Below are 12,111 nucleotides of genomic sequence, written 5' to 3'. Positions count from 1 at the left end.
GACGCGCCATCACCTCCCGCAGAGATCCAGGTGACATGGCGCCCTAGTGGGCTGTTGGCGGCAGGCGTATCCTGTTCACGCTAAGGCACATCCGCCCAGCGTGAGAGGGGAAGTTTATGACCATCCCGCCAGTGCACGAGCCCGAGCCGTTCCCGCCGGAACCGGGCCCGGACCAGCCTGATCCCACCCAGCCCGGCCATCCCGGACCTAATCCATTCCCGACGCCGGCGCCGCCCGGTCCACTGCCCGTCCCGGACCCGGGTCCCGCGCCGCTCCGGCCAGACCCCACCCGCAGCTAGAACAGCCAATACACAGCGCTGAAGGGGCCTTCGCACGCCGCGAAGGCCCCTTCGCCGTTCCTGCTGCACCCGCCCGAACGCAGTAGAAATTCTTTGCAAAAACCGCTTGCGAATCTGTTGGGCAGGTGCTAAAAAATCTATATCAGCCAATACAGATCGGCTGGTACCAAAACAGGTGTTGGACCGTCTCTTACGAGGAGGGAAGCCATGTTGATGCGAACCGATCCGTTCCGCGAGCTGGACAGGCTGGCCCAGCAGGTCCTCGGCACGGCAGCGCGTCCGGCAGCAATGCCGATGGACGCATGGCGTGAAGGCCAGGACTTTGTAGTCGCCTTTGATCTGCCCGGCGTCACCCCGGATTCGGTGGATCTGGATGTGGAACGGAATGTCCTGACGGTGCGGGCAGAGCGTCCCGAACCTGCAGGCAAGGACACCGAGTTGATCGCCTCCGAGCGGCCGCGCGGCGTGTTCAGCCGCCAGCTGATGCTCGGGGACACGCTGGACACTGACAACGTGAAGGCTTCGTACGACGCCGGTGTCCTGACTCTGCGGATTCCTGTCGCCGAAAAGGCTAAGCCGCGCAAGATCGAGATTGAGGCCAAGGGGGCAAAGCAGGAAATTTCCGCCTAGTCGCCAACAAGGATCGGGACGTCGGGTATTGATTGTTGACTGCCTCTTGGGGCGGATAGCCATTCTGAGCACGCCACAGCGCCTTTCGCGCATCGGCAGGTGAGGCCTGAACTTCCCGATACGGTGGCCCCCGGCTTCGGCCGGGGGTCATCCCACGCCCAGAGGCATCCACGCCCAGAGGCATCCAAGGACGGGGGCGTCCAGCGCCCGGGGCTGCAACCATACAGGGTGGGGTTAAGTGTTCAGCTCCAGCATCAGTGCGGGCAGTTCGTCGGCCAGTTCGCGGGCAAGGAAACCGAGGGGGCCCAGCCTGCTGGCAAGCCTGTCGGCTGCTGCGGCATGAAGATGCGTGCCCCAGCATGCCGCCTGCGCGCTGGTGGTTCCCCGCGCCCGCAGGCCCGCGATCGCCCCGGCCAGGACGTCCCCGCTGCCCGAGGTCCCCAGCCCACCGTAGCCGGTGGTCATCTTCCAGAGCTCGGATTCCTCCGGAGCGTCTCCGCCGGAGGGCCGGGCGATGAAGCCCTGACAGCTCACTACGGCCCGGAACTTATCGGCGATCTCAGCCACATCCGCCGTCAGGTCCTCCATCTCCCGGCCCAGCAGGATCGCTGCCTCCTTGGGATTGGGCGTAAGGATCAGGCGCCCCTTCCACGGGTCCAGCCGGTCCGCCAGCTTCACGAGGCCGCCCAGGGCGTAGGCATCAAGCACGACGGCGGGGCCACCTCCCGCATTTCCCTCCCCGGAGCCTGAATCACCGGAACCTGAATTACCGGAGCCGCCCCCTTCCCGCTCCAACAGCGCCCGCAGCAGATTCTCGGCAAGGTCCGGGTCGTCCAGCCCGGGGCCCACCAGGATGGCATCGGCACGGTCGAGGTAGGAAGAAATCCGATCCAGTCCTTCGCCGGTCACGGACCCCTCTGCGGTCTCCGGGAGTCCCATGGCCCCGCATTCCGGCAGTGCTACACCGAGCTGCATGGCGACGGATTCCGCCACGGCAAGGGTGAGCTTTCCGGCGCCGGCCCGCAGCGAAGCAGTACCTGCCAGCAGTGCCGCACCGGGTGTCGCCCGTGCACCGCCGATGACCAGCACCGAGCCGCGCGAGTACTTGTCCTCGCCCGGCGCCGGCAGCGGCCAGTCGCGCAGCAGCGACGGCGTCACCAGGGTAGGTGAAGCGGCGGCAACGGACTCACTTTGGGTGGACACTGGCATCCCCTGCGTGTTCGGTGACGGCGACGCCCTGCTCGGTAAGGTGGTCCGCCATGTTGAAACTCTCCAAAGTCCAGGGCCCCTCGCCTGACGGTCGCACGTACCGGGTCAGGGAGGCATTAAGCACCGACGTGCTTGCCGCGAGGTCCAGGATTTCCCGCTCCGTCATTCCTTCGAGCACATACCGGAACAGCAGGATCACGGCATCGTGGCAGACCAGCATCACCCGGTGCCCCGTGCTGAGGTTGTTCAGTTCATCCAGGACAGACCGCAGCCTCAGCACCACATCAGCCCAGGATTCGCCGCCTGGCGGCCGATAGTACATCTTGCCCAGCCACTCGCGGCGCTCTGCCTCTTCCGGAAAGCGATTTTCGACGCCCCGGCGGGTCAGCCGGTCCAGGATGCCAAGTTCGCGGTCCCGTAGCCGTTCATCCGTCCGCACTTGCAGGGGCCAGCCTGCGGCCTCAACGGCGATTTCGGCCGTCTGGCGCGCGCGGGCGTAGGGCGAGGAGACCACGGCATCAGGCCGGAGGTCCTCCGCGATCCGTGCCAGCGCCGCGCCCAGGGCCTTTGACTGTTCCTGCCCTGTGCCGGACAGGTTCACGTCAGCATCCCGGGCGGGCACCTCGATGACCTCGGCCCCCGCCAGCCGCGCATCAGTTGCGGCCACGTTGCCTTCGCTCTCACCGTGGCGGATCAGGATCAGCTCCACCGCCCCGGCTTCCTGGACAGCCTCAGTCAGCCCATCCTCTTTCACAAGAATCACCCCGTCCGTGTGCCTTGCCGAATGCAGGAACATTACCAGCGGCGTACCCAAGGAGCAGGGAAAGTAAACGAACGAAAGTAAGCAGGGGGAGAAAAGCGGACGGCGGCGGGATACGAAAGTTCTACATCCTGACGCCGGGCGGGCAGGCGCGGCTGCCGCCGGCACTGCTACCGCTCCGGCGGCGGCACCTAGGTGAACATGGCGCCGCCGTTCGCGTTCCGCCCGCCCTACGGCACGGCCGCGAAGTCCCCGATCCGGCCCTCGCGCAGCGCGGCCCCTACGGCGTTGATGGCACCGTAATCAGGGAACAATACGGACTGGCCCGCGATGAATCCGGAGCCGGCGGTCGGCAAGGTCATGGTTTCAATGGCATTCGCGTCCAGGTTGCGCAGGCTGTAGGCGAGGATGGCCGCCTGCACCGGGTCAAAACCCTTGTTCACAGTGAGGCAGCAGGACGCGAAGTCCACCAAACTCCTTACCGCTGTCACATCATATAATATGCCGCCGGCGGTGAGGCGGGCCAGGACGGCGCGCAGCAGAATCTGCTGGTTGCGCACCCGCTGCAAGTCGCCGTCCACGAACGCGTACCGCTCCCGCGAGAATTCCAGCGCAGCCTGGCCGTCCAGGTGGTTCACGCCCGGACCGAACACGTGCCCTGTATCGTGCGTCGACTGGAACGGGACGGGCACGTTGACGTCGATGCCGCCCAGCCCGTCCACCATGAGCTTGAGGCCGCCGAAGTCCAGCATCAGGGTGTGGTGGATAGTGATCCCGAACAGCTGCTGCACCGTTTGCGTGGTCATGTCGATGCCGCCGTACTGCAGGCCGGCGTTGATCTTCCCCCCGCCGAAGCCTGGGATGTCCACCCACATATCCCTGTTGATGGAGACGATGTACAAGGTCCGGCGGTCAGCAGGAACGTGGACAAGCATGAGGGCGTCTGAACGATGGTCCATGGGCTGGCCGGTCGCTGCCGTATGTGCTGCAGCATCCCTCGCGACGCCCCGCATGTCGCTGCCGATTACCAACACGTTCATGGGTACGGCCGGATGCTCCGGAATGGGTGGAGGAGGTGGCGGGGGAGGAGGCGGGGGAGGAGGTGTAGTTTCTGACGGTGTTTCGGAGGGCGTGGGCGGGATTTCGGTCTGCACCGCTGCGGGCTGCGCCTCCGCGCCGGCTCGGTTGAGGCTGATGACCGCGACGGCGGCGACCACCACAAGGACGAGTGCCAGCAGTGCGGCGATCCACCGCCGCCGTCCGTTCGCGAGCAGGCCATGCGGATGGGGGTCGGAGGGGTTGGTACCGGATGGTTCAGAACCGGCTGGCGTGCTCATTGTGCCTCACCTCATTGTGGGATGGTGGGATCAGTGTCCGCCCGCCGGACCCCCGCTGGCTACATACGTGTCCAAACTGTCATCTGCGGGATGTTTTCGATTAAGTCGGGGTTCCGGCAGCACCATGCGCTGGCCGTAAGTGGCTGCCCATCCCCGAAGTTAGCAACGGCGGAACCGCGATACATCAGGGGAATCCGCAGAAATCCCGCAGGATTTTCCACCGCGGCATCACGACGTTGACAGGCGGGTCAGGCGGGCGCGGCCGAACGACGGCGGCGGGGCTGGCAGGTCAGGCGGGGCGCCGTCGTCGAAGTCGCCGGAAAGGTGCCCGGCTCGCCGTAACGCTACAGCGAACCCGCACGCGTCCCGCGAACGGGAGCGTTGAGGCGTGCGTGGCGCAGGATGGACACGATGGCAGGCGCGAGTTCGTCCTCCATCTGCCGGTACACCTCCGGCGCCCGGCGGTAGGGATCGATGATGTCGTTCTCGGCCGGGTCCGCCGGCAGCGACAGATGGCGCACAGCGGCCGCCCGGGCCGGCAAGCCCCGCCAGAAAGTGTGGTTGGCTGCCAGCGGGTCGCCGTCGTCAGGCGTTCCTAACTCCGGTTCCCTGCCCTCGGCAGCGGCAGCGCGCTGGTCGAGGACGTCAAGCATCCGGGCAAACTCGCGGATGGTGAAGGTCCTTTTGAGGAGCGACGCGTCAAGCTGCAGCACTTCGCCGCGGTGTCCCGAGGTCATGGTGAGCACCAGGTCCACACCGCGCAGGATCTTCGGCGTCAGCTGGCGGGCGGCGAAGTTCTCGGAATTGCCGCCGAACGTGCGCACAATGTCTGCGGAGATCGGCTGCATGGGGTCGCCCACCATGGCACGGGTCCCTGCGCTGGCCACCTCGAAAGCGCCCGGCAGCACCTGGTTGAGCCCCGCCTGCAGGAGCCGTTCAGCCACAGGGGACCGGCAGATGTTGCCCGTGCAGACGGTCAGGATTCTTACTGGTGCGGGTGAGTCCAAGGGAGATTTCTCTTTCCAGCCGGTGCCTCCGTGCTTTTCAACTTAACACGCAACAGCCCGACGGCGGCCTCCCCACCCCGACGCTCCATCACCTTCTGCAGGTTTTTCCCCGACGCTCCATCACCTTTCGCAGGTTTTTCCCGGACGCTCCATCACCTTCTGCAGGTTTTTCCCGGACGCTCTACCACCTTCTGCAGGTTTTTCCCGGACGCTCCATCACCTTCTGCAGGTTTTTCCCGAACGCTCTATCACCTTTCGCGAAGGGCCACGATGATATGACTGTGGAACGCGCTATCGAACGGGACTGCGTGATCGCAGGCGGCGGGCCGGCAGGAATGGTGCTCGGCTACCTGCTCGCACGCAGCGGCCTGCGCGTCACAGTGCTCGAGAAACACGGTGACTTCCTGCGCGACTTTCGCGGCGACACGGTGCATCCGTCCACCGTAACCCTGCTCGGCGAACTCGGGCTGCGCGATAAGTTCCTGCAACTGCCTCTCACCCGGTTGCCCACCATGGACGCCGTTCTCGACGGCCAGCGCTTCACCCTGGTCGACTTCGGCACCCTCCCGGGTCCCGACAACTTCCTCGTCTTCGCCCCGCAGTGGGACTTCCTGAACTTCCTCGCCGGCGAGGCCGCGGCATTCCCCAACTTCGAGCTGCGCATGCTCACCGAGGTGAGCGGACTCATCCTCGAGCAGGACCAGGTGCGCGGTGTCCGGGCGGTAACGTCCGACGGCGGGCTGGAGATCCGTGCGCCACTCACCGTTGCTGCCGACGGACGCAGTTCTGCCTTGCGTACCGCTGCCGGGCTGACTCCCGATGATTTCGGTGTGCCCATCGACGTGCTGTGGTTCAACCTGCCCAAGCCGCCAAACCCTCCCCCCGCAACCCTCGGGTACATATCTACTCAAGGGATGGTCATTACCATTGACCGAGGCGACAGGTACCAGTCCGGCATGGTCATCCAAAAGGGAGGCTTCGACGAGCTTCGAGGGGCAGGACTCGACGCCCTTCAAAAGCGGATCAGCGACGCTGCACCTGTCCTGCGCCCCGTCGTCACCACGCTCACGGACTGGGACCAGATCAAGCTCCTCTCCGTCCAAATCAACCGGCTGCGGCGCTGGTACCGTCCCGGGTTTATCGCGATTGGTGACGCTGCCCATGCGATGTCCCCGATGTTCGGCGTCGGAGTGAACTTCGCAATCCAGGACGCCGTCGCACTGTCCAACGCCATCGCCCAGGACCTCGTTCAGCTAACGGCGCCGGTCGGGAAACTCGCGGCGGTGCAGCGGCGTCGGGAGCGGCCCGTCAAGGTCATGCAGCTGCTGCAGCGCAACGGACACAGGGTACTTTTCAGGGCGACCGCCGGAAGCCGCGTTGCACCACGTTGGCTCGTCCTGCTGCTCCGGGCCGCTTCACCCCTGCTGCGCCGCCTCACGGCACGTTTGGTCGGGGTGGGAATCCTTCCCGAACACGTGAAAAGTGGCGGCGCTTTACCTCGGGGGCGTGCCCCAACCTGAGACGCTCTCCCACCCGTCGTGCGATAGGTGAGAGAGCGTCGAGCGGGGAGTTCAGAGCCCGGCCAGGAGCTGCTTCATCTCAGCGATTTCCGCTTCCTGGGCTGTGACAATGTCGCGGGCTAGCTGGACTGCCTCCGGATGCTTGCCCGCGCCGATCTCCTGCTGGGCCATCTCCACGGCGCCTTCGTGGTGTCCGGTCATCTGTTCCATAAAGAGCTTCGCGGCCCCGGGGCCCTGAGCCGCCTTGAGTTTGTCGAGGCCTTCGGCGTCCACCATGCCGGCCATGCCGTGCCCGGAGTGGTCCGGCGCCGCAACGGGCGCATTCCAGCTCTTCAGCCATCCGGTCATCGCCTCGATTTCGGGCGCCTGGGCATCCTTGATCCTGGTGGCCAGCGCGGCAACTTCCGCCGGCAGGTCCGATTTCGCCAGAACGATGTCGCTCATCTCAACCGCCTGCGCGTGGTGGGGAATCATCATCTGCGCGAACGTGATGTCGGCTTGATTATGGTCGGCGTTGGCGTCCGGCATCATGCTTGACGTCGCACTCGGGCTGCCGTGATCCGCGCCGTGGGTGCTGCTGCCGCCGGGGGTCCCGGTGCCGGCAGCGCAACCAGCAAGGCCAAGCGAGGCGGCGAGGACTGCGGCGACGGCGAACGTGCTGATCTTCATGGCAATGGGTCCTTCTGGTGGATATGAAAAAGCGTTGGGTTTTGGTTGCGGTAGGTGATGGGGCGTTGGGTTTTTGGTTGCGGGAGGTGATGGGGCGTTGGGGTTTTGGTTGCGGGAGGTGATGGGGCGTTGGGTTTTGGTTGCGGGAGGTGATGGGGCGTTGGTTTCAACGTAGCTCGGACGGGTTGAGGCGCACCCTCCGCAGCAGCTGCGCGTTCAAAGCCACCACGATAGTGGACACGGACATCAGCACGGCGCCGGCGGCCGGGGAGAGCACCACTCCGGCGAAAGCAAGGACGCCGGCGGCCAGCGGCACGGACAGGATGTTGTAGCCGGTGGCCCACACCAGGTTCTGCCACATCTTCCGGTAGCTCGCCCGCGACAGGTCCACCATCGACAGCACCGCGCGCGGGTCGTTTCCCGCCAGCACCACACCTGCAGATTCCATGGCCACGTCCGTACCCGCACCAATCGCGATGCCCACCTCCGCACGGGCCAGCGCCGGCGAGTCGTTGACGCCGTCGCCCACCATGGCCACCTTCAACCCCCGGGCTTGCAGCTCGGCTACCTTCTTGTCCTTGTCCGCAGGCAGGACTTCGGCGAACACCTCGTCGATGTTCAGCTCGGCAGCCACAGCTTGGGCCACCTGCCGGGCGTCGCCGGTGATCATGCCCACCTTGACGCCGCGCTTCTGCAGGGCAGCTACGGCCTGGCGCGACTCTGCCCGCACCGCGTCCTCGAGGCTGACCGCCCCAAGCACCCGGCCGTCGTCGACCACGTGCAGGACGGCCGCGCCGCGGTCCATCCACCCGCGCGTCGTGCCGGCCAAGGCAGAGGGTACGACGGCGCCAAGCTCGCGCAGGAGCGCCGGCCCGCCTACGTGCACCGTGCGGCCGCCCACGGAAGCACGGACGCCACGGCCAGTCAGCGAGCTGAAGCCGGCAACGGCGGGCAGCGGAAGGTTCCGCTCCCGGGCTGCGCGGACGATGGCCCGGGCCACAGGGTGTTCACTGTCGGACTCGACGGCCGCGGCAAGGGCCAGCAGCGCGTCAGCGTCTTCACCGGGGACGGTTGCCACGTCCTTCAGTTTGGGCTCGCCGGTGGTGAGGGTGCCGGTCTTGTCGAAGAGGACCACATCGATGGTGCGCATCCGCTCCAGCGCCATGCGGTTCTTTATCAGGACGCCGGCGCGGGCAGCCTGCTCAGTGGAGATGGCGATGACCAGGGGGATGGCCAGGCCCAAAGCGTGCGGGCAGGCGATGACCAGAACGGTGACGGTGCGGGTCACGGCTTCGGGGACGCTGCCCAGGAGTGTCCACACGATGAAGGTGATAACGCCGGCGCCCGCCGCGAAGTAGAACAGGAAGGCTGCTGCGCGGTCGGCCAGCGCCTGGGCCCGCGACGAGGATGCCTGTGCTTCAGCGACCAGCCGCTGGATCCCGGCAAGGGCGGTATCGTCACCGACCGCATCCACCCGGACCCGCACGCTGTTGTCCGTAGCGACTGTTCCTGCCACCACGGCGTCTCCGACGCCCCGGAGCACCGTCTTGGACTCGCCGGTGATCATGGATTCGTCGAACTCAGCCTGCCCGTCGACCACGGTTCCATCGGCGGGCATCCGGGCGCCGGAGCGTACTAAAACAAGGTCGGCGGGCTGGAGTTCGGAGACGGGTACTGTTTCGGTTCCGCTGTCCGTAATGCGTTCCGCCTCATCCGGCAGCAGCGCGGCGAGGGCATCCAGGGCACCCTGCGCCGAACCCAGCGCCCGCATCTCGATCCAGTGCCCCAGCAGCATGATGGCCACCAGCAGCGCGAGCTCCCACCAGAAGTCCAGGTCGAAGCCGCCCAGGCCAAGGCTGGTGACCCAGGAAGCGAGGAACGCGACGGTGATGGCCATGGCGATCAGGAGCATCATTCCGGGCCGGCGGTCCTTCAGCTCCTGCAGGCCGCCTTTCAGGAAGGGCTGGCCGCCGTAGAGGAAGATCACCGTGCCGAGGACGGGCGGGATCCAGGTTGAACCCGGGAACATCGGGACCCTGTACCCCAGGATGTGGCCCACCATCGGGCTGAAGTAGACCACGGGAACGGACAGCGCCAGCGTGAGCCAGAACCTGTTCTTGAACATGGCCGTGCTGTGGCCGGCGTGCTGTCCATGGGTGTGGACGGCATGGTCATCGTCGTGGTGGGAGTTGTGGGCAGCCCTGCCGGTGCCGTGGTGTTCGTGGCCGACCGGGGCCGCAGCAGCTCCCGCTTCGGTGAGGGTGTCGCTGGCCCGGCCGCCGCCGTCGTGATGGTGCGGGTGGTGCTGGTGCTGATGGTCAAGCATGTCAGTTTCCATTCCTTGATGAAGGATCGATGGGTGCTGGGGTTGAACGGCTGTGAAAGGCGGTGCGGGGCACCGGCCGGGACATACCACTTCACTGACAACACTTGAAATATACCCCCTGGGGGTATCCGAGTCAAGAGTTGCGAGTCACCCAGTGCCTTTGGATTCAGCCGCAGACGGGCTGTCTACTCTGTCCCCGGTGCAAGTTTCCGGACATACTTGGATGAACTGGCAACGACGCCAGGACGTCCTGGCGGGCGGGCGGAAAGAAAGACGGGAGGTGGCTGTGGCTGAACTCAGCGGCCCCTACACGTACTCGAGCGCATTGGGCGATAACCAATGCGTGGCGGGCACATTCCACGCGGAACTGGACGGCTGGAAGCTGGAGTGGTCGGACGGGATGTTCGAACTGCACGGTTATGAGCGCGGCGATGTGGTCCCCACGTTGGAGCTGCTGTATTCGCACAAGCATCCGGAGGACAGGCCGCGGTGCGAGGAGATCGTGGCGCAGGTCTGTAGGACCGGCGGCTATTTCTGCATGTACCACCGGATCATCGACGCCCGGGGACGTACCAGGCGGGTGCTGACATCCGGCGACGCGATAATGAACGCGGAGGGGAAAGTCACCTCCATTGAGGGCGTCATGGTGGACCTGACCTCCACGCTCCAGCGTGAAACGGAGCAGACAGCCCGGGATGCGGTGGCCGGCGCCACGTCCACCCGTAGTGTCATAGACCAGGCCCGGGGGATTTTGATGGGCCAGCTGGGAATGGGTTCCGACGATGCCTTCAAGATGCTGGTCAGCACCAGCAGCCACCGCAATGTAAAACTGGTAGTGGTGGCGGCCGAACTGGTGCACCTGGCCAACTCGGAGGAGACGAGGGGTTATCTCCCCGACGCCGTGCGGGCAATCCAGCAGGACAGCAGGAGGCCGGCAGCCCGCCGCCGCGCCAGCTGATTCGTTCTAGTGGTGCTCCACCCAGCAGGCCAGGATGGTGGTGGACAGCTGGTAAGCCAGGGCGTTCCGGGTGATGGCGTCCGGTCCCAGGGTTGCGGGGAGGTCCGAGGCGTCCACCTGCAGCACGAAGCTGTCCTTTTGGAACACCGCTGACCCGTCCTCGGTTTCATACGCCGGAAACCCGAGGTTTGCCAGGCCCTCGATGGGCTTGGCATCCACAGCGAGTGCCTGCATGGCCTCGAAGTAGTTCAGTGCTGTGGCCTGGTCCGCGGCTTCTTTCACGGAAATTTCCAGCGCGCCTTCGTCCAGGTGGTAGATGCAGGTGAACGTGCTGTCGGCCCAGCTGTTCACGGTATGGGGGTCCTGCTTCAGATCGAGGATTGACGTGAGCCTGTCCATCGGCTGGTCCCCGCACACCATCTTGGCCGCTTCGCTGGGCCCCTCGGCGGAGGCTCGGGGGGAGGCGGCGCCGCCGTCGTGATGTCCGCCGCCGTGGGCTGCTGACGGGGAAGGGACGGCGGCAGCAGCGTCCGACGGCGGTGCGGGCACCGCTCCTACGGACCCCGCCGCTGCTGCGCAGCCGGAGAGCAGCAGGGACGAAAGTGCCAGCGAGGCCAGCAGGGGAGTGCGGTTCTTCATGGCTCTTCCGTCCTGGCCGCACACCCCTTCGGGGAGTCGCGGCCGCCTGTCAGGCTTTGAGTTTTGCGTAGATCACGTAGTTGTCGTCGAAGAGGCCGGTGGCGGGATCGTAGCCGTCGCAGGTGATGAGGCGGAGTTCGGATCCTGCGGTGTTTCCATAAACCTCAAGAGTCGGGAATTCGTTCTTGCTGTAGAGCTCGCCGCGGTCAACAGTGAAAACGGCGGTGCTGCCGTCAGCGCGGGACACGGCGACCTCCATCCCCGGAACGAGCTTGCGGAGGTCTGCGAAGACGCCCCCGCGTCCATTGGGGGAGTTCACATGGCCCAGCATGACCGATGGTCCTCGTTCCCCGGGGGTGGGGGAGCCGTTGTACCAGCTGGCAGGGGCCCCGTTGCCGTCGTCCTGGGGGACCTCAAGCGAGCCGTTCTCCCGCAGGCCGAGGCTGAGGAGTTCGGTGCGAACACCTATGGCCGGGATTTCCAGGGACACTGGTTCGGACCGGGACAGGACCGCACGTTCTGCGGCAGGAGGCACGGCGGCAGCGGGGCCGGCCGCGGAAGGCGACGTCGCGGCTGAACCGGGCACGGCACGGGTAACCGCCACGGACGGGTTCGGGGAAGCGGAAGGCAGGGAGCCGGCGTCGGGCGTTCCGGTGCTGCCGGCACCGCAGCCACCCAAGGCCAAGGCGAGCAGAAGCCCGGCCGCCGAGGAGGCAAAAAGACCCCCGCGGCGGCCGGAATTCATATTAATCACAGT

11 protein-coding genes are annotated in these 12,111 nt (G+C 66.0%); 3 read left to right on the top strand and 8 right to left on the bottom strand.

Annotation, left to right across the window (positions count from 1 at the left end):
• The first annotated feature begins 506 nt into the window (after positions 1-506).
• Positions 507-929, top strand: a complete 423-nt coding sequence (locus AC5RUQ_RS09590) for an Hsp20/alpha crystallin family protein (protein ID WP_493947078.1) — start codon at positions 507-509, stop codon at positions 927-929.
• A gap of 234 nt (positions 930-1,163) precedes the next feature.
• Here the strand turns inward: AC5RUQ_RS09590 and AC5RUQ_RS09585 are convergent, their stop codons facing one another.
• From AC5RUQ_RS09585 to AC5RUQ_RS09570, 4 genes are all read right to left on the bottom strand, one after another.
• Positions 1,164-2,138 (bottom strand): NAD(P)H-hydrate dehydratase, encoded by a 975-nt coding sequence (locus tag AC5RUQ_RS09585; RefSeq protein WP_493947076.1) that lies wholly within the window; start codon positions 2,136-2,138, stop codon positions 1,164-1,166.
• The gene (locus AC5RUQ_RS09580; RefSeq protein ID WP_493947075.1) at positions 2,116-2,901 is read right to left on the bottom strand and encodes a histidine phosphatase family protein; all 786 of its coding nucleotides are present in this window, start codon (positions 2,899-2,901) and stop codon (positions 2,116-2,118) included. Before AC5RUQ_RS09580 ends, AC5RUQ_RS09585 begins: the two co-directional genes overlap by 23 nt.
• A gap of 227 nt (positions 2,902-3,128) precedes the next feature.
• Positions 3,129-4,235, bottom strand: coding sequence for an LCP family protein (locus AC5RUQ_RS09575; RefSeq protein ID WP_493947074.1), 1,107 nt, complete (start codon positions 4,233-4,235; stop codon positions 3,129-3,131).
• Positions 4,236-4,579: 344 nt separating this feature from the next.
• The gene (locus tag AC5RUQ_RS09570) at positions 4,580-5,242 is read right to left on the bottom strand and encodes an arsenate reductase/protein-tyrosine-phosphatase family protein (RefSeq protein ID WP_493947073.1); all 663 of its coding nucleotides are present in this window, start codon (positions 5,240-5,242) and stop codon (positions 4,580-4,582) included.
• Between the two features lie 275 nt (positions 5,243-5,517).
• Here AC5RUQ_RS09570 and AC5RUQ_RS09565 point away from each other — a divergent pair, with 275 nt between their 5' ends.
• Positions 5,518-6,762: an FAD-dependent oxidoreductase gene (locus AC5RUQ_RS09565; RefSeq protein WP_493947071.1), complete on the top strand. Its 1,245-nt coding sequence runs from the start codon at positions 5,518-5,520 to the stop codon at positions 6,760-6,762.
• 51 nt (positions 6,763-6,813) lie between these two features.
• Here the strand turns inward: AC5RUQ_RS09565 and AC5RUQ_RS09560 are convergent, their stop codons facing one another.
• Positions 6,814-7,431 carry a DUF305 domain-containing protein gene (locus AC5RUQ_RS09560; RefSeq protein WP_493947070.1) on the bottom strand — a complete coding sequence of 206 codons (618 nt, stop codon included), beginning with the start codon at positions 7,429-7,431 and terminating at the stop codon, positions 6,814-6,816.
• Positions 7,432-7,597: 166 nt separating this feature from the next.
• Positions 7,598-9,757 carry a copper-translocating P-type ATPase gene (locus tag AC5RUQ_RS09555; RefSeq protein WP_493947069.1) on the bottom strand — a complete coding sequence of 720 codons (2,160 nt, stop codon included), beginning with the start codon at positions 9,755-9,757 and terminating at the stop codon, positions 7,598-7,600.
• A gap of 223 nt (positions 9,758-9,980) precedes the next feature.
• Between AC5RUQ_RS09555 and AC5RUQ_RS09550 the strand changes: the two genes are divergently transcribed.
• Complete coding sequence (locus tag AC5RUQ_RS09550; protein WP_493947067.1) at positions 9,981-10,715, top strand: PAS and ANTAR domain-containing protein; 735 nt, start codon at positions 9,981-9,983, stop codon at positions 10,713-10,715.
• Positions 10,716-10,721: 6 nt separating this feature from the next.
• On the opposite strand, the gene AC5RUQ_RS09545 is transcribed toward AC5RUQ_RS09550, so the two are convergent.
• Entirely contained in the window at positions 10,722-11,354 is a 633-nt protein-coding gene (locus AC5RUQ_RS09545; RefSeq protein ID WP_493947066.1) for a hypothetical protein, read from the bottom strand.
• Between the two features lie 49 nt (positions 11,355-11,403).
• A complete protein-coding gene (locus tag AC5RUQ_RS09540; RefSeq protein ID WP_493947064.1) occupies positions 11,404-12,099 on the bottom strand; it encodes a class F sortase in 696 nt (231 codons plus the stop codon).
• Positions 12,100-12,111: the final 12 nt, after the last annotated feature.

Source organism: Arthrobacter sp. MDT2-3 (assembly GCF_059090465.1).
The sequence above is the reverse complement of the archived record's forward strand: the minus strand, read 5'-3'. Positions and strand labels throughout refer to the sequence as shown.